The 18324-nt window shown below is 38.3% G+C and carries 20 protein-coding genes; 10 read left to right on the forward strand and 10 right to left on the reverse strand.

All coding sequences use genetic code 11. From position 1 onward, the window contains the following. Positions 1-58: 58 nt before the first annotated feature. Both EWM59_RS06035 and EWM59_RS06040 read left to right on the forward strand, forming a co-directional pair. Positions 59-1201: an amidohydrolase family protein gene (locus EWM59_RS06035; protein ID WP_130020043.1), complete on the forward strand. Its 1143-nt coding sequence runs from the start codon at positions 59-61 to the stop codon at positions 1199-1201. Between the two features lie 21 nt (positions 1202-1222). After that, entirely contained in the window at positions 1223-2833 is a 1611-nt protein-coding gene (locus EWM59_RS06040; RefSeq protein WP_130020044.1) for an amidohydrolase, read from the forward strand. Positions 2834-2904: 71 nt separating this feature from the next. Here the strand turns inward: EWM59_RS06040 and EWM59_RS06045 are convergent, their stop codons facing one another. Then, complete coding sequence (locus EWM59_RS06045) at positions 2905-3498, reverse strand: hypothetical protein (protein ID WP_130020045.1); 594 nt, start codon at positions 3496-3498, stop codon at positions 2905-2907. 150 nt (positions 3499-3648) lie between these two features. Between EWM59_RS06045 and EWM59_RS06050 the strand changes: the two genes are divergently transcribed. Continuing rightward, positions 3649-4047: a DUF2177 family protein gene (locus tag EWM59_RS06050; RefSeq protein WP_130020046.1), complete on the forward strand. Its 399-nt coding sequence runs from the start codon at positions 3649-3651 to the stop codon at positions 4045-4047. Positions 4048-4050: 3 nt separating this feature from the next. Here EWM59_RS06050 and EWM59_RS06055 read toward each other — a convergent pair whose 3' ends face one another. The 4 genes from EWM59_RS06055 to EWM59_RS06070 all read right to left on the reverse strand — a co-directional run bounded on the left by EWM59_RS06055 (position 4051) and on the right by EWM59_RS06070 (position 7596). Next, entirely contained in the window at positions 4051-4797 is a 747-nt protein-coding gene (locus tag EWM59_RS06055) for an NIPSNAP family protein (protein WP_130020047.1), read from the reverse strand. Between the two features lie 143 nt (positions 4798-4940). Continuing rightward, complete coding sequence (locus EWM59_RS06060) at positions 4941-6365, reverse strand: CotH kinase family protein (protein WP_130020048.1); 1425 nt, start codon at positions 6363-6365, stop codon at positions 4941-4943. A 255-nt stretch (positions 6366-6620) separates the two neighbouring features. Continuing rightward, on the reverse strand, positions 6621-6905 hold the full coding sequence (locus EWM59_RS06065) for a hypothetical protein (RefSeq protein ID WP_130020049.1): 285 nt from the start codon (positions 6903-6905) through the stop codon (positions 6621-6623). A 100-nt stretch (positions 6906-7005) separates the two neighbouring features. Beyond that, positions 7006-7596, reverse strand: a complete 591-nt coding sequence (locus EWM59_RS06070; RefSeq protein ID WP_130020050.1) for a hypothetical protein — start codon at positions 7594-7596, stop codon at positions 7006-7008. 262 nt (positions 7597-7858) lie between these two features. Between EWM59_RS06070 and EWM59_RS06075 the strand changes: the two genes are divergently transcribed. From EWM59_RS06075 to EWM59_RS06095, 5 genes are all read left to right on the forward strand, one after another. Beyond that, the gene (locus EWM59_RS06075) at positions 7859-9046 is read left to right on the forward strand and encodes a hypothetical protein (RefSeq protein WP_310587832.1); all 1188 of its coding nucleotides are present in this window, start codon (positions 7859-7861) and stop codon (positions 9044-9046) included. 148 nt (positions 9047-9194) lie between these two features. Beyond that, positions 9195-10112: a PfkB family carbohydrate kinase gene (locus EWM59_RS06080; protein ID WP_130020051.1), complete on the forward strand. Its 918-nt coding sequence runs from the start codon at positions 9195-9197 to the stop codon at positions 10110-10112. A 143-nt stretch (positions 10113-10255) separates the two neighbouring features. Further along, on the forward strand, positions 10256-11002 hold the full coding sequence (locus EWM59_RS06085) for an SDR family oxidoreductase (protein WP_130020052.1): 747 nt from the start codon (positions 10256-10258) through the stop codon (positions 11000-11002). A gap of 52 nt (positions 11003-11054) precedes the next feature. Then, complete coding sequence (locus tag EWM59_RS06090; protein ID WP_130020053.1) at positions 11055-11630, forward strand: Crp/Fnr family transcriptional regulator; 576 nt, start codon at positions 11055-11057, stop codon at positions 11628-11630. A gap of 61 nt (positions 11631-11691) precedes the next feature. Further along, the gene (locus tag EWM59_RS06095) at positions 11692-12429 is read left to right on the forward strand and encodes an SDR family oxidoreductase (protein ID WP_130020054.1); all 738 of its coding nucleotides are present in this window, start codon (positions 11692-11694) and stop codon (positions 12427-12429) included. A 7-nt stretch (positions 12430-12436) separates the two neighbouring features. On the opposite strand, the gene EWM59_RS06100 is transcribed toward EWM59_RS06095, so the two are convergent. Next, positions 12437-13072, reverse strand: a complete 636-nt coding sequence (locus EWM59_RS06100) for a ribonuclease H1 domain-containing protein (protein WP_130020055.1) — start codon at positions 13070-13072, stop codon at positions 12437-12439. A 147-nt stretch (positions 13073-13219) separates the two neighbouring features. Next, entirely contained in the window at positions 13220-14332 is a 1113-nt protein-coding gene (gene ald, locus EWM59_RS06105) for an alanine dehydrogenase (protein WP_130020056.1), read from the reverse strand. A gap of 293 nt (positions 14333-14625) precedes the next feature. Between ald and EWM59_RS06110 the strand changes: the two genes are divergently transcribed. Beyond that, positions 14626-15081 carry an Lrp/AsnC family transcriptional regulator gene (locus EWM59_RS06110; protein ID WP_130020057.1) on the forward strand — a complete coding sequence of 152 codons (456 nt, stop codon included), beginning with the start codon at positions 14626-14628 and terminating at the stop codon, positions 15079-15081. A 92-nt stretch (positions 15082-15173) separates the two neighbouring features. Beyond that, positions 15174-15821, forward strand: coding sequence for a SanA/YdcF family protein (locus EWM59_RS06115; protein WP_229239287.1), 648 nt, complete (start codon positions 15174-15176; stop codon positions 15819-15821). 19 nt (positions 15822-15840) lie between these two features. Here EWM59_RS06115 and ispF read toward each other — a convergent pair whose 3' ends face one another. From ispF to EWM59_RS06130, 3 genes are all read right to left on the reverse strand, one after another. Continuing rightward, positions 15841-16320 (reverse strand): 2-C-methyl-D-erythritol 2,4-cyclodiphosphate synthase, encoded by a 480-nt coding sequence (gene ispF / locus EWM59_RS06120; RefSeq protein WP_130020058.1) that lies wholly within the window; start codon positions 16318-16320, stop codon positions 15841-15843. Between the two features lie 231 nt (positions 16321-16551). Next, complete coding sequence (locus tag EWM59_RS06125) at positions 16552-17181, reverse strand: hypothetical protein (protein ID WP_130020059.1); 630 nt, start codon at positions 17179-17181, stop codon at positions 16552-16554. A gap of 17 nt (positions 17182-17198) precedes the next feature. Further along, complete coding sequence (locus EWM59_RS06130; RefSeq protein ID WP_130020060.1) at positions 17199-17801, reverse strand: RNA polymerase sigma factor; 603 nt, start codon at positions 17799-17801, stop codon at positions 17199-17201. Between the last annotated feature and the right edge of the window lie 523 nt (positions 17802-18324).

The following is an 18324-nucleotide window of genomic DNA, read 5'->3' on the forward strand; positions in this document are numbered from 1 at the left end:
AATTTTATCTTTTTCATTATCTTGCATAAAACATTTATAAACTCCCTAAGATAAATTAATGAAAAAGTTTGCATTGGCCGCCACTGTTCTATTGACTACCAGCCATTTATACGCTCAACAAATAAAAATCGGCGACAACGCCGGAGCCGTTACTTTTGAAGAATACGAGCCAAAATCTACCCTTGTTGTTCCGGGTAAGGCAATTACACGTGCTAAATTCCCTTTTATAGATATTCATAACCATCAATGGGAATTGAACAGCAAAGAAGACCTGAATAAGTTGATTACCGAAATGGATAAAATGAATATGGGTCTTATGGTAAATTTAAGTGGACGAGGGTTTAATCAGGATGAAGCCAGAAGTACAGCAGGACTGGTAAAGCAGATAGAAACGGTAAAATCTTATTACCCGACCCGTTTTGCCATTTTTACTAATATTGATTTCTCTAAAATAGGTGACCCTGACTGGACAGCCAAAGCGGTGAAAACTTTAGAAGACGATGTGAAACTTCGGGGTGCCAAAGGTCTGAAAATCTACAAAAGCCTTGGATTTAGTGTAAAAGATAATGGCAAATTAGTACCTGTAGATGATGCTCGTATTGACCCTGTCTGGAAAAAAGCGGGTGAGCTGGGTATTCCGGTTTTGATTCATACGGCTGACCCTTCTTCTTTCTGGGACCCACTCAATGCCCAGAATGAACGTTGGTTAGAGCTGAAAACTCATCCGGGTCGTAAACGTAATGCGGCAGAAGGCAAAGATTATACCTGGGAACAATTGATTGAACAACAACACAATGTTTTTAGAAAAAATCCTAAAACTATCTTTATTAATGCCCACATGGGTTGGTATCCAAACAATTTAGCAAAATTAGATAGCCTGATGGACGCATTCCCGAATATGTATGCCGAAATCGGGGCGGTAATTGCCGAGTTGGGTCGCCAGCCACGTACAGCCAAGAAATTTTTTGAAAAACGTCAGGATCGTATTCTATTCGGTAAAGACTCGTGGGTACCTGACGAATACCAGACGTATTTCCGTGTATTAGAATCAGAAGATGAGTATTTCCCTTATCACAAAAAATACCATGCGTATTGGAAAATGTATGGTTTAGGGCTATCAGACGAAGTGTTGAAGAAAGTGTATTATAAGAACGCATTGAAAATTGTGCCGGGTCTCGACAAGAGCCAGTTCCCCAAGTAAACCTAAACTAAACATACTGTCATGAAGAAACACTTCATCTTCGCTCTTACTTTACTTTTGAGCAGTAGTATTGCTTTTTCTCAAAAAAAGAAAAAGGATACTGCTCCTGTACCTGATAAGCTTGAATTGCTGAAACAGGAAGTTATTAAAAAGATTGACGAACGTCAGAAATTTACGCAGGAAGTCAATGACCAGATTTTCAGTTTTGGCGAATTAGGCTTTCAGGAATTTGAAACAACGAAGTATCTGACAAATCTATTAGAGAAAAATGGTTTTACCATTGAAAGGGGAGTAGCCGGAATGCCTACTGCATGGATAGCTAAGTGGGGTTCGGGTAAACCTGTGATTGCTATCGGCTCTGATGTGGACTGTATTCCGAAAGCCTCTCAGAAACCCGGGGTTGCTTACAAAGACCCGATTGTAGAAGGTGCACCCGGACACGGCGAAGGCCATAATTCAGGTCAGGCGTTGAATATCACGGCTATGCTTGCCTTAAAGGAGATTATGGAGCGTGAAAAAATATCAGGTACGCTCATGTTATGGCCGGGTATAGCCGAAGAGCAGGTAGGAGCCAAGGCTATTTATGTGCGTGACGGCTATTTTAAAGATGTAGATGCCTGTATTTTTACTCACGTAGGCGATAACCTCGGTGTATCGTGGGGAGATGCCGGAAATACCGGACTGATTTCTGTAAAGTTTCATTTTGAGGGTGCTGCTGCGCATGCAGCAGGGGCTCCGTGGCGTGGCAGAAGTGCCTTAGATGCCGTAGAACTCATGAACATTGCCTGGAATTATAAACGTGAACACCTGGAAACTACGCAACGCTCGCATTATGTTATCTCAGATGGTGGCGACCAACCCAATGTGGTACCTTCTAAAGCTACAGTATGGTATTATTTCAGAGAGCGTACTTACCCGAAAATCAAGAATTTGTTTGAGAATGGTATCAAGATGGCACAAGGGGCTTCTATCATGACCGATACCAAGTTTACTTATGAGATATTGGGGAGTGCATGGCCGGGGCATTTCAATAAACCTATTGCCGAAACCATGTTTTACAATATCAAGCGAGTAGGTTTGCCGCAATGGTCAGCAGAAGACCAGTTATTGGCAAAAGCAAGCCAGAAAGAACTGCAATCACCTAAAGCTGATGGTTTAGCCATTAAATTAGATACGATGTCTGAACCTGTGTATTCGCCGAATATTATACGTCAGGGCGGTTCTGATGATATTGCAGATATTTCATGGTCTTTACCAACCGTTGTGCTTCGTTATCCGTCAAATATGCCGGGTATGCCCGGGCATCACTGGGCAAATGCTATCACTATGGCTACCCCAATTGCACATAAAGGTTGTACAGCAGGGGCAAAAGTAGAGGCATTGACAGTATTAGATATGCTTTTTAAACCGGAAATCATTCAGAAGGCGTGGGAGTATTATAATAAAGAACAAACCAAAGAGATAAAATATACACCACTGATTTCGAAAGACGATAAACCGGCTATTCAACTGAATAAAGAGATTATGGAGAAATTCCGTCCTGAAATGAGTAAATATTATTACGACCCAACTAAATATAAAACCTATTTAGAACAATTGGGCATTAAATATCCTACTGTAAAGGAAAAATAATGATATTGTCAATTTTCAATTGCAGATTGTCGATTTCACAATTCGACAATCTGCAATCGACATTCGACAATTTATTTAATTCTCACAAATACTCCTCCATAAAAAAAACCTGTTGGCTTGTCATTGGCATCGTATTGAACAGATTTTAATTCATATTCATTTTCCGAAATCCATTTGTAAGAGTATCTTCTGTAGGTGCCTTCCGGTTCGTCAGCAAATGCTATTTTTAGATACACATCTCCATTTTCATTGACAGTCCCCTTCCCGACACCTGCTCGGGAGGTACCAAAACTTGATAAATGGTCTACTTCTTTTTTCACGGGGTTATAAGACCAGAAAATATGCCCATGCGGCGGCGCTCCATCAATTACAGCAAGCAGGCTATTATCTGTATTAATTGCCCGGCAAATAGTATGATGGTTGGGGATTTTTATATGTTCATCTTTCCCTCCCCAGTTCTGAGACCAGTTATCATCTTTTAAAGTCCATTCGCCAATGAATTTTTTAAAAGGATTTTTTGAGTGCTGAGCATAACCAATGAGGGTAGAAAAACTCAACAAAAGCAAGAAAGTTATTCGGGTAGAAGTATTTTTCATGATATTTTCCGGTTTGGTAAGTAGTAGGTTTATTATTGCATAAAACGCATGAAATGCTGCTTTTTGCATGCTATTCAAACAGGAAATACGCCTTTCATAAAAAACATTAGGTAAGTAAGCTATTTTAGTCCTATGCCTCAATAAAAAAAGTGTGCCACGATTCAGAACCATAGCACACTTTTTTAGTTTATATCCTAATGTTACTCAACTATATCCATCATGAAAATCCTGCTTGTATTCATTCTCACCACTGTCATATTTGCTGCTATTGATTTGGTCTGGCTTGGAGTAATAGCCAAAAATCTCTATCAGCAAAAAATCGGCTTCATTATGGCCGACGAAGTAAACTGGATAGCGGCACTGATTTTCTATCTGATGTATATAGGCGGTATTCTTTACTTTGTTATTTTCCCAAGTCTGGATAATGGCAACTGGCAAACGGCTTTATTAAAAGGCGCAATCTTAGGTGCCTTATGCTATGGTACTTACGACCTTACCAATTGGGCAACCCTCAAAAACTGGCCATCCGAAATTGTGATTATCGATATACTATGGGGTGCTTTTCTTACAGGGCTTACGGCTACTCTTTCGTTCATTGTTAGCCAGAAATTCCTGTAAGGCTTATTTAATTGTCGAGAAATCGGTGGGGGTCATATACATCGACTCCACTTTCTCAGTCAGCTTACCGTTTTTCTCAGATTCGTCACGGGCTTTTACCCATTTCATGTCTTTTCTGAACGCCTCAAAAGAGGCTTTGCCTGCTTCTTCGCTTTTGTGAGCTAATATATAAACCAGTTTAGGTTGAGCACCATCTTTCTCAATGGTTGTCCAGTAAGCCACATTAGTCATACCATGCTTTTTGAATAGTTTAAAAGTATGATTTCTGAAACGAGACAATAAATCATTAAGTTTATCAGGAGCAGCAGTATAAGTTCTTAATTCAAAAACTCTTTCAGGATTCTTTGCCTGCGCTTTTACTGCCGGAGAGAAATCTGTCAGGTTCATAAATACGGATACTACTTTTGCTACAATTTTACCGTTCTTCTCAGATTCTGTCGCTACTGTTTTCCATTCAGGGTCACTACCAAAGGCTTTCCAAGAGGCATCTCTTGCTTCTTTACTTGGGTAAGAGAGTACGTAATAAAGGGCATTATCTTTATTATCGACAGGTACCCAATAACCTACGTTGGTCATTCCATGACGCTCGAAAATTTTGGTTGTATGATTGCGGAATCGGGTTAATAAATCAGGTAGCTTACCCGGGTGGCAATAATAGATGCGCATTTCATAATAACGCGTGTCTGTATCTTTTGCCATAGCAACCATACTGAATAAGAGGGCAATAAATAGGCTGAATAATGTTTTCATAGATGAGGTTGATTAGACTACAAAGGTATTTCATTACGAGCATAATCATTCACTATTCATTTGTTTTTTTATAATAATTCGTTGATTTACTGTGTGCAAAAAACAAATTGGCCTCCATTCGATAAGTGAAAACAAAGAAAATTTTATTGAATAGCTTTTATCTGGCTTCGTAGGGTATTGGTTGCATTCTGCCAGACAATATGAGTAGTTGTTTTTTTATTTGTTTCTAACTGAATATATCGGTTATGAACCTGGTCTGCCTCAATGATAAATGGTTCAATTTGCTTTGCCCAGACTTCTAACTGAGAAAGTATTTTATTGTTTGCCAGAAAATTGTGCTTAAAATCGTTTTTAGTAGAGGTATATTCCTGTCCAAAACTTACCCATGCAGAAGTAAGTTTTTCGCAAGCGGCCGAAAGCTGCCTTTTACCGGGGCCGTATTTAAAAGGTAAACAGTCGTTCGATATTGCTCCCCATTTATCAGCCATAGCAGTATAGCCATTAGCATCATGGATGATATGTTCGAAAGTACCGTCCATATCCCAGGGAATAAGGTGCATTTTTTTGTTTTTCTTGTCTTCAAACCAGTAATAATTATGATTTTCACAAGAGCTTGCCTTTTCGTCGCCACAATACCAATGAAAAGGACCATCGTCGTGTCTGATGGCTCTATCTACCACAATATATGACATGAGTTCGTTGACCTTCATATATTTTCTTACCACATCTTTACTATTGGAGGGATTAGCAGCCACAAGTGCCTGACCAAATTCTTTGATTAAACCAATGTTTTGTTCCTCCTCGTTGGTTTTCAGGGCATCAATAAAAGCCTTATCCGCCTGGAGTTCGCCATCGGGTTTTATGGGCCATACTTCTTTATAGACATTGCCTTTGCCCTCTTTATAGAAATACTCGGCAAAACGATTATCAATTTCTTCGGTAAGACCGTATATACCCGAATATTTATTATTGATAAACAATCTTGCATGAACAGAGCGGGGAGCAGGAACACCCATTTCCCCAAAAAGCCAATAAGCCAAGCGTTCACGAAGTTGCGATTTATCATAATTCTGCGAATGGAACTGAAGTTTGTTTAAGTCAAAAAAACGTTCTTTGCGGTCTCCCCAGTTGATTTTTACCTGCATGCTGAGCTTTTCACAAATCTTTTGTCCTGCAGGTTTCCCCCAGTCAGGACTGGACAAACAGCCAGCAAAAGCTCCGATTGAGCCTTTGTAACGTACACCAACCGGGCTGATAGTATCTCCTTCAAATATCAGAGCGGCTTCTACATATTCTTCTTTGGCGGGGTCGGAATCTATTTTTGACAAATCGTCGTTTGCAATAATCAGCTCATAAGTTCTTATTTTTTCCTGGTCGTAAACATAGTCAGAGTTTTGTCTCAGGTAATTTTCATTACCTCTGGGTTTGATATTGGGTAAGAACTGGCTTGGAGGATTAGATTTTATGGGTGTTGGTGAATCCTCTTTTGAACAGGAAAAGATAGTTATTACGCTTAGAGTAGCAAGTATTAATACTTGAGAAAACTTGTTTAGTCGACAGCCAGCCATTGAGGTATGAGTTTATTTTAAAAAATAGGTAACAATAGTAATTTCAATCGTCAATTTAATGTTTTATACGTAAACGAAGATACTATTTTCCTTATAATTCTGACTGCCAATACAAGAATACCCTGAATACTGATTATTCAGGCGAAAACTTGCGGCATGATAGACTATTTTAAAACAAATTACCCTTCACGAACCTCAATAAGACAGAAGTTTGTTGCTATGCTTCCTTACACTCAATTATCGTTGTCCAAACAATCAGGGAAGTAAACGTTTACTTTTCAAATGATATACGTCTTCTTCTGCAAATACCTCTTCAATAAATTCTTCTACAATTTTATCAAGACCTTCGTACCAATCAAGATGAGGAGATTTTTTATCACAACCCCCGGCATGCGGAACACATTGGGTATATTCATGCTGATAGTGGCAGGAAGGGCAACGCCCGATGGTTTCAAACGTATTCCAGATATGGCCGCAGTGGCATTGCCAGTATTTGCCTCCATCTGGTTCCCAGGAGCATTTGGGACAACGAATTTTCATAGTGATTACAGTTTTTTTGCAATATATCAGTTTTTCTACAAAAAAAGGCCACCTTTTTTATTAAAAGGTGGCCAATGCTATGCAGGTTTAGTATAGTGCGTTAAACAGCTTCTTTTACCAAGTCAACTATTCTTCCTAAAGTTTTCTTGACAGCCGAAGCGGCCACTTTAGCACCGCCATCTTCGTCGTCTAATTTTTTAACCGGGTCGGTAGCTGCATCTAATAAATTGCCCAATTTATCTCTCTGTTTATTGTCTAAAACAGCTTTGCCCAGTTGCAGGAGATTAATGCTGGCTGTCAGGTCTTCAGCATTGCCCAACAGGCCTTCTTTACCCTCGCTCAATAAATTATTAATCTGATTTGCGCCAACCAATAACCTTATGGTATTCACTACTTTACTTAAAACATCTGTTTTTAAAGTACCCTCTGTAGCTGATGGAATAAGGTTTTTTAAAGCTGCGGCCCGACCTAATAATTTGTCTTTGAAATCATTTCCTCTGGTATTGGCCTCACCTTCCAACGCAAAACTTCCTGATTTTAGCACTTCTGCTAATTCTGTATTCTTTCCACTTTCTGAAAGGCTCATAGCCTTCTCTAACAAACTTTCCAACGTTACTTTTTGTGCGAATAAGTCATGGTTTAAGACAAGCAAAAATAAGGTAACAAAACTTAAAAATACGTTTCTTTTCATTCTTTACTTTTTAAATTAAAGACTTCTACTATTATTATTTAGACGTAAATTTTTAGTAAAAGACGCTTAACTTTTGGTTAATAATTCCTTAATACTGACTAAATGACTCATTTTACATACGATAAGTTGTATTTAATGGATGAAAACTTTTAAAATATTTATTGAACGGCGAGTAAACTTTATGCGTTCGGAATGTTTATCAGGTGCTATTTGCATATCTGATAATGCATTAACTTTGCCCTGATAAAAGATAAGAAACCCAATGATGCAGATTATTGAAGTGGGTAATAACCGGAGACTTCAGAAAGAATTTTTAGAATTTCCTGCAAGGCTTTATAAAGAAAATCTTTATTGGATTCGGCCTTTGGATAACGATATTGATAAAATTTTTGACGCAAAAAAAAATCCTCTGTTGCAAGATGATAATTGTGTCAGATGGCTGGCTCTCGACAACCACGGACAAACCATTGCACGGGTAGCTGCCTTTATAAATCCGAATACGGTGATTCATAGTAATGACCAGCCCACGGGCGGCATAGGCTTTTTTGAGTGTATCAATAATGAGGAGGTAGCCTTTAAGATGTTTGACCAATGTAAAGCCTGGCTACAAGAAAGAGGAATGGAAGCAATGGACGGCCCGATTAACTTTGGCGAACGGGATAACTGGTGGGGTTTATTGGTTGCCCCTTATGATGCCGAACCTACCTGGTCGATGTTCTACCATCATGCCTATTATCGCAAATTCTTTGAAGATTATGGTTTTCAGGATTATTTTCAGCAATATACTTTTCTGCTACCGCTGGAAGAAAAAGAAGCTCGTAAGGTAGTACGGCCTGCACTTTTTGAAATTGCCAACCGGATTTATCGAACCCCCGGATATGATTTCAGACATGTTGATAAGAAAAATCTATCGAAATTTGCGCAGGATTTTAGGATTATCTATAACAAAGCATGGGCTAAAAATATGTCAACCGGTGAAATGACTGCCGAGCGTGCCGAAGCTATCATGCAATTGATGAAACCTATTTTAGAAGAGGAACTGATGTGGTTTGGGTACCATCATGATGAACCCATCGCTTTCTCTATCATGATACCGGAGTTGAATCAGATTATCAAGCATCTGAATGGGCAACTGAACTGGATTGGCAAACTTAAATGGTTGTATCATACGCTTATGAAAACCAACCATAAAGCCCGTGGCGTTATTTTTGGGGTTATTCCCGAATATCAGGGTCGGGGTATAGAATCTGCCATTACTTTAGCTTTTTCAAGGGCTTGCTGGCGCCCCGGGTATCAGTACAAAATCATAGAACTGAACTGGATAGGCGATTTTAACCCTAAAATGTTGAAAGTAACGCAATTACTCGGTGCAAAGAAATTTAAAACTTATATCACCTATCGTTATTTATTCGACCGCACTAAAGCGTTCAAAAGACATCCGGTAATATAGTGCCTGAAAGTTCAGACAACTCACTCAACCATAAATCTCAGGAATTTTATTAATTTTGTGTCGTTTTTTACTTCAAAAGCAATATAACAATCATATTTTTCATCTAAACAATAAAATTGCCCATTAGCATTCATGGGATTCAGTATTTATGTCTTTACTCACAGTTGGTTCGGTGGCATTCGATAAAATTGAAACACCTTTTGGAAAAACAGATAAAATCATTGGTGGTGCGGCTACTTTTATTACGCTTACTGCCTCTTATTTTGTAAAAGAAAATAACCTTGTAGCCGTAGTTGGCGAGGATTTCCCACAGAGCATGATAGATGTGCTTGAATCTCATGGAGTGAACACCGAAGGGCTGGAAATTGTAAAAGGTGGAAAAACGTTTTTCTGGTCAGGGCTTTATCACAATGATATGAACTCACGTGATAGCCTGGAAACCCAACTGAATGTAATGGGTGAGTTTGACCCGAAAATTCCGGAATCTTATCAGGATTGTCAATATCTGATGTTAGGTAATACCTCTCCTGAAATTCAGATGCGTGTACTGACACGTTTGCACAACAGACCTAAGTTTGTAATGGTTGATACCATGAACTTATGGATTAACATTGCCAATGGTGATTTAAAAGCATTATTGAAACACGTAGATTGTTTGACTATCAATGACGAAGAAGCCCGCATGCTTTCCGGCGATTATTCATTGCGGAGAGCAGCCAAAACCATTATGGCTATGGGGCCTAAAACCCTGATTATCAAAAAAGGAGAACACGGTGCTTTGTTGTTTCAGGAAGATAATATTTTCTTCTGCCCTGCATTACCTTTAGAAGAGGTATTTGACCCGACAGGAGCCGGAGATACTTTTGCGGGTGGTTTTATAGCCTACTTAGCACAAACTGATGACTTGAGTTTTGAAAATATGAAGCGTGCCATTATTTATGGTTCGGCTATGGCCTCTTTTTGTGTAGAGAAATTTGGCTCTGAAAGAATCCAGAATCTTACACCAGACGAAATTAACGACCGTATTGGTGAATTTAAGAAACTGGCAAGTTTCAATCTGCAATAAATTTTGTTTAATACGATTCCCGAAGTCAGGCTTTGTAAAGGGTCTGACTTTTTTATTGTATAACAGATTTTTTATTCATAAAAAATTATCCATAAACCACCGATTTTATTATTTTGCCATACGAATCATCATCAATAAACCACATGAGCAAAATAATTTTAATTACAGGTGGCAGCGACGGAATAGGTGCCACAACAGCCGAATTGGCAGCCAAAGAAGGATATACCGTTTGCATCAACTACAAACAGAATCATCTGGCAGCTAACCGCATAACAGAAAAAATTAACCACGAAGGCGGTATGGCTTATGCTTTTCAGGCCGATATTTCTGTTGAGTCAGAAGTGGTTGATATGTTTGCCGCTATTGACAGTCAGGTAGGCCGTATTACCGCTTTAGTGAACAATGCAGGTATCATAGAATCACAACAGAAATTGGTAGATATGTCGGCTGAACGCTTGCATAAAATCTTTGCGGTAAATGTAATAGGTAGTTTTTTATGCGCCAGAGAGGCCATTAAACGTATGTCGGTTAAGTATCAGGGTGAGGGTGGTAGTATTGTTAATATTTCTTCAATGGCATCACGCTTAGGCTCTCCTTTTGAATATATTGATTATGCCGCTACCAAAGGTGCTATTGATTCTATGAGTATCAGTTTATCGAAAGAAGTAGCCGAAGACCAGATAAGGGTCAATGTGGTTCGTCCGGGTACTATTCAGACGGCTATTCATGGCAAAGCCGGAGAACCCGGTCGGGTAGCAAGAGTAAAGGAATTTATACCTATGAAGCGTGGCGGTGAACCCGAAGAAGTAGCGAAAGCCATTTTATGGTTGTTATCTGACGATGCTTCTTACGTAACAGGAGCTATATTAGACGTATCAGGCGGAAGGTAGATGGAATTTATGAAATATAGTGCCATTTGTGTACATTGTGGCAAAAACATTTATGAATCACTCATTCATCTTATTCATAAAACGTATTATTTACCTGCCCGAAGCAGAAGAAGCCAAGTTACTAAATCTACTCAAACCGATAAAAATAGCTAAGGGCGAGTACTATATCAGAGAAGGCCAAATACCCAAGAAGTTTGCCTTTGTTGAACGTGGACTTTTCAGGTACCTCTATATCAATAATAAAGGTACAGAATTTACCAAGAACTTTATCTTGGAAAACAATTTCATTTCTGCTTATTCGGCTATGATTAGCCAACATCCATCACGTATGTTTATTGAAGCATTGGAAGATAGTTATGTGTACGACATCTGTTATAATGATTGGCTCGAACTGAAAAGAGGACATGAATGCTGGAATCAGTTTTTGGTAGTAATATTAGAGAAAGCTTTCTCAATCAAGGAAATCCGTGAGCGGGAGTTATTGCTATTAGATGCACAGGAGCGCTACGCTATTTTCAGAAAGGAATTTTCGACACTTGAAAACCGCATTAAACAACACATGATAGCTTCGTATTTAGGCATTTCTCCCATTTCATTGAGTAGAATCAGAAATAAATTGACACATTAACCTATGTTAATGTTTTTTATACTGGCATCTGTTTGTTTTGTACCACTAAACAAACCAAAAGATGCTTACAAACAATACCATAATCATTACAGGGGGCAGTTCCGGTGTTGGGCTTGAATTAGCCAAAAGATTAATAGAGAAAAATAATACCGTTCTCATTTGTGGTCGCTCCAAAGAAAAATTAGAGGAAGCCAAAAGTTTACTCCCTAAAGTACAAACCTTTCCCTGTGATATTTCATCCGAAAAAGAATGTATCCGGCTTTATGAATGGGTACGAAACAATCACCCCGATTGCAATATACTCATCAACAACGCCGCCATTGTATATAAGACTGAGTTTCTGAATGATAATGAAGCCATATGTAAAGCCCAAGAAGAATTTCAGACCAATATCTTGGCACCTATCCGTCTGACTAAGCTGTTCCTGCCCTTGTTATTACAAAACCCTAATGGCCAACTAATCAACATCACTACCGGATTAGTCTACGCACCCCGTGCTGTATATCCTTTTTATAATGCCACTAAAGCGGCTTTGCACTCGTTTACCCAAACGCTTAGAATACAATTAAGCCATTTACCTATCAAAATGATAGAAATATTATTGCCCGTAGTTGATACTCCCTGGCACAAAGGCAATCCACCTAAAATGGCTATTTCTGCTGAAAAAGCAGTAGAAGAAGTACTAAGAAAATTAGAAAAAAGCAATAGTCCTGAAGTCAGAATTGGAGGGGTAAAGATTCTTTATTGGTTGGCAAGGATTGCACCAGGGTTTGCTATAAGGAAAATTAATTCCTTATAGTTAAAAACTACTTACGCCCAAAATCCGCAGGATTTTCGCCCCAGTAATCTGTTTCCCATTTCAGAACCTTGTTGGGATAGGTATTGGTTTTCAGCCATTTTTCGGCACGGTCTAAAAGTTCAAAAACTTCGGGGTTGCCATTGGCTTCATCCAGTTTGGTATTGGCTTTTTTGTTACGAACCCAACTGATGGCTGTACGTGAGTCAGAATAGATAGGCAGATTAGAATTACGATTTTTAAGATAGGCTAAAGCATGAACAATAGCTAAAAACTCTCCGATATTGTTGGTAGCTTTCGGAAACGGGCCTTTATGGAAAATCAATTCTTTGGTTTTCAGATAAAAACCCTGATACTCCATGTCTTTGTTTACAGAGTTCCAGGCGGCATCTACTACAATAGACTCTAAAACTGGTGGTGGAAAAGCCGATGCCGGAATTTTAGCCTGCTTTTTTGCAGTGCTTTGGGTTTGGGTATATTTCCAGTAATTTTCTTTCAATGCCGCTTCTGCTTCCTTTTTACTATCGAAAGATTTGTACTTGGCTCCTGCAACACCCTCTACCTGCTTTTTACACTCATCCCACGAGTCGTAAACACCTGCTTTCCGACCCTCCCATACTGTATAAAATTTGGGTTTCTTTTCCATAGCGCAAAAGTGCGAAAAAAAGTCTCCGTCTCCTAAAAAAGGAGGGGAGATTTAGTGCAAACGTTGCTTGGGATGAGGTAATAGCAATAAAAAACCTCTTCCTGTTAAGAAAGAGGCTTATCTTCTGATTCTTATTATTTGCGCTTGTTACAAAACGGTTTCTACACTTTCAAAAGTAAGGTTCCAGGCATCAGCTACACCTTTATACACTACTTTTCCATCAACCACATTCAATCCTTTTTTCAGTTCTTCATTCTCGGCACAGGCTTTTTTCCAGCCTTTATTTGCTAACTGAATGGCGTATGGCAAAGTAGCATTTGTTAAACCTAAAGTAGAAGTGTAAGGCACGGCACCCGGCATATTGGCTACGCAATAATGTACTACATCATCAATAATAAACGTTGGGTTTTCGTGCGTAGTTGGTGTACAGGTTTCAATACAACCACCCTGGTCAACAGCTACGTCAACCACTACTGTGCCTGGGCGCATCGTTTTCAGCATATCTCTCGTAATCAGATGAGGGGCTTTTGCTCCCGGAATCAACACTGCACCTACAATCAGGTCTGCTTCACGGATAGCCTCACGGATATTATATTCGTTTGACATAATCGTTACTACGTTTTGCGGCATAATATCCGACAAGTATCTTAAACGTGGTAAACTTACATCCATAATCACTACTCTTGCACCCAATCCAGCAGCCATTTTAGCCGCCTGTGTACCCACAATGCCACCACCTAATACCAACACTTTTGCCGGAGGAACACCCGGAATACCACCCAACAAAATACCTTTTCCTTTCAATGGTTTCTCTAAGTATTTCGCACCTTCCTGAATGGCCATACGTCCGGCCACTTCCGACATTGGCACCAGTAAAGGCAAACTACGGTCTGTTTTCTCTACTGTTTCATAGGCCAAACATACAGCCCCTTGCTTAATCATGGCATGCGTCAGTTCTTCTGATGAAGCAAAGTGAAAATAGGTAAACAGCAACTGGTCTTTTTTGATAAGATTATATTCAGAAGCAATGGGCTCTTTTACCTTTATAATCATCTCGGCAATGCCATATATCTCTTCTATCGTTGGCAACAAAGTTGCGCCCGCTTTGATATATTCTTCGTCTTTAAAACCACTACCTTCTCCGGCCGTTGACTGTATATAAACCGTATGTCCGTGTTTCTTGAATTCAGCTACTCCTGCAGGTGTAAGGGCTACTCTGTTTTCGTTGTTCTTGATTTCCTTAGGTACTCCGATAATCATTCTCTCTGAAAGGTTTGTTGATGAAGTGTTTCAATACAATTAAGCCTGATTTGGCTTAATGATTGAAATAGTTTATAGTTTATTGATGAAGTATAATTGCACAACAAAATTAACAAAAGAAGAAAATATTTTTTCTATCCTGAAAAAAATAAGAAATTATTTGCCCGAATGAATATATTTGCAAAAATTATTTCTTTCATACATCCTATTTTTCAGGCATGAGAGAAAATTTTTCTGCAAGCACTTCTCACATTTATAAAGATTCATGGCTTTAAGCTTTTAACTGTATAAACATGATTGACGAAACTGACAGAAAAATCCTGCGTTTATTGCAGAGTAATGCGCATCTTACCTTCAAAGAGATAGCCCAACAGATTAATCTTTCACTCACACCCGTTCATGACCGTATTAAACGCATGGAGCAGGAAGGTATCATCGAAAAGTATGTTTCAATTCTGAATAAAAAGAAATTAGGTAAGAATCTGACTGTATATTGTCAGGTTACGCTTATTAAACAGACACATGATACTTCTGAAGACTTCAATCAGTCTATTTTAGATTTACCCGAGGTTATCAGTTGTGATTTCGTATCGGGCAGTTTCGATTATCTGCTTAAAATAGTAGTACCCGATATGGAGAATTATCACCTGTTTCACCAACAAAAGCTTTCAGTTTTACCCAGTGTTTCATTGATTCACAGCTTTTTTGTGATGTCGGAGGTAAAGAGTACTACTGTTGTGCCTATTTGATTAATAATAATTGTATCCGGTTAAATAATTAGCTAAAGCAAATAGTTAATATCCTATGAAGCAGTTCTGTGGCAAAACACTTATTCCTGAATATGATGAAAAAAAAGAAAAAGCTTATTATTCTCTCTTTAATTCTACTGCTAATTCTGTCAGTCTCAGCCATCTTTGTATGTGATGCTTTAATTAAAAAACATGCCACCGGAAAACTCTATTCAACTGTGAATGATGTTCCGTATAGAAAGGTAGGTTTGCTGTTAGGCACAGGAAAATATACGAAAAGGCCGGGTAGTTTTAACCCTTATTATGTTAACAGAATTAAGGCAGCTACAGAGTTATTGAAAGCAGGTAAAATAAAATACCTGATTATAAGTGGCGATAATGGGCGACAGGAATATAACGAACCTGAAATGATGCGTGAAGACCTGATGAAAGCAAGTATTGATTCAACACGCCTTTATCTGGATTATGCCGGATTCAGAACCTTTGATTCTATGGTGCGTCTGAAAGAGGTTTTTGGGCAAGATTCTGTTACAGTTATTTCTCAATTATTTCATAATGAACGTGCCCTCTACATTGCTTCGAAAGAAGGCATAGCCGCCTATGGCTTTAATGCCAAAGACAGACCGGGTGGAGAAGGCTTTTACTTGAGAGAAAAACTGGCAAGAGTAAAAGTTTTTGTCGATTATCTGATATCTACCAAACCTAAGTTTTTAGGGAAAAAGATAGAATTGCCGGAGTAGAGGTATAACCTGAAAATGGTTATACTTTATAAATCAAAGCAATGGCATGTGCTTCCAGTCCCTCTTTTCTGCCTACAAAGCCCATTTCTTCTGTAGTAGTAGCTTTGATAGAAATGCAATTTTCGGGCAATTGGGTTACCTCAGCAATGGCTTTTATCATGTCAGGGATATATTTACCAATTTTAGGTTCCTGTAAACAAACAGTTGAATCTATATTGCCAATTTTATAACCTCCTTTGGCTAACATTTCGGCTACTATTTTCAATAATATTTTGCTGTCGATACCTTTCCAGCGAGGGTCAGTATTCTTGAAGTGTTTGCCAATATCACCCATAGCGGCGGCACCTAAAAGAGCATCACAAATGGCATGTAAGAGTACATCGGCATCAGAATGACCTACTGAACCCACTGTATGAGGAATCTTTACGCCTCCTAACCACAACTCATAACCCTCACCTAACTGGTGTACATCATACCCTTGTCCGACTCTTATATTCATAGATTTTTTTGTGTTTTACCTGTAATCTTTAAACCGTGGTAAAACTAAGTAATTTTACTGAGATTCATAAACTCAGATTCAGGAAATGCTGTTTGCGAAGCCTCTTAAAAAATCAGCCGTGAGAATAAAAGTAGGGGACAGGCCCAAAACGTATATAAGAAGCGTAAGTATGCTTTAAGTAAAAAATTTTTTCGAAATAGATAAAATTTAAGAGAGAACAAGATTTGCCTATCAGAATAATTTACCCCAGAAAATCTGCCAGTGAATTTTAGTAATTTCCCAGGTAGAAAAAGGTCGGCCGGTATCTTCCCATTTTACTTCATCAAATATTTTTTCGGCATTTTCGGCATTCCCATCCTGCAGGTAAGCTACTACCAGCATCCATTTAGCCTCATTACGGTAATTCTTACTTACATTTTCATCATCTTTCAGGCGTTTCAGAATTTTAATGGCTTGCGCAGGATTTTCGCCTTGTTCTACCAATCGGGTAGCTTTTTCATAATCGTTGGCACGTGTCTGGGTTTCATTGTTTAAAGAAACACCGTCGCCCCGATAATTAAATTCTTTAGGCGAAAATGTGATAGAAGTAGAAAGTAGAAACAGTACAATGGCGGCAGCAGCACCAAAAGTGCCTAAAACATAGGTTAATCCTCTCTTGGGCTTATTAATAATTGCCCGGGCATTCGCAACACTAACACGGGCATTGGCACGCATTAATGCTTCCTGCACACGTCTGATTTCTTCTATTTGTTGTTGTAGATGAAAGTCGTTTTTAACTTTTTGTTCAAATTCCAGTTTAGTTTTTTCAGGCATTATTCCCGCTACATAATCTTCAATCTGATTTTGCAGAATATCATCCATAGTGGTAATAGAATTTATTAATGATTTGAGTTTATCATTTCCATTATTTTTTTCAGACACTTACTTTTGGCATTTCTTACGGTCTGGTCATTTTCAAAAGTACCGTTAGCAATTAGTTTTTGTGATATTTCCTGCATTGATAAGCCTTCTATCAGACGCATATCTAAAATCTGTCTGCAATTTTTACCTAATTTATTGACTAATCCAATATAATGTTCCCAGTTTTCTTTTTCTATCAGCATATCACTCACATCATCTTCCAGCTTATCCCATTCAGCCATATACCGATTCTGACGCTCCTCACGAGAAGCCTCTTGCGAAATATATCTAAACCATAAGTTTTTACAAATACTTTTCAGGTAAGTTTCTAAAGTAGCATCTTTGAGAGTAAAAGTGCCTTTTTTTACATTCACAACAAAAGCTTCAATGGCCTCCCAAATAATATCCTCCGGTTGTTTAGCATAATCTCTTCCAGTGCTTCGATGGATAATGAACCTTTCCAAAGAAACATGAAATTTCTTATATAATGCTACTAACGCCTCATGTTCTTTGCGCCCACCAATCAGAATTCCCTCTACTATGGCTTCATCTGACGGGTGTTTTGATAAACCAAGGATCATATTATAGTTATTAATATCAATAGCCCCCTTTTATGTAACCTTATGAAAGATTTTTTTTTCAAAGAGCTTTTTCATTCAGGCAAACACTCAATGGCAAAACTAAAATTATTGTATTTTAATGGATTAAGTATGAATATATTATCCTGCAAAAACTATGCAAAACAACCCACTATTTTGGTAACAAAAAAAAAAAAATAAAAAAAAAGAAAAATTAAGGTTACAAAAGCTGTGTCGGCTGATATTAATGGTCAGAGTTTGTTGCTAACTAAATCTACACAAAGTAGATATTTTTATTCTTTAGCTCTAAGGCCATGAAAAACTAATGAAAAAAATATGCACTTTGTGGTTACAAATGACTACTTAGAAGATATTAATACACACAATTTTACTCTATAGCCATAAAACAAAACCCCTCACCCAAAATTTTACTAGGGTTAGGGTTAATTAGCTCAAGATTCCCCCTCATTTTGAATAAAAATAGGGGGATATTGACTTTGTTCAAAGTTATATGTAAAAAAAATGT

Source organism: Emticicia agri (genome assembly GCF_004168285.1).
GTDB lineage: Bacteria > Bacteroidota > Bacteroidia > Cytophagales > Spirosomataceae > Emticicia > Emticicia agri.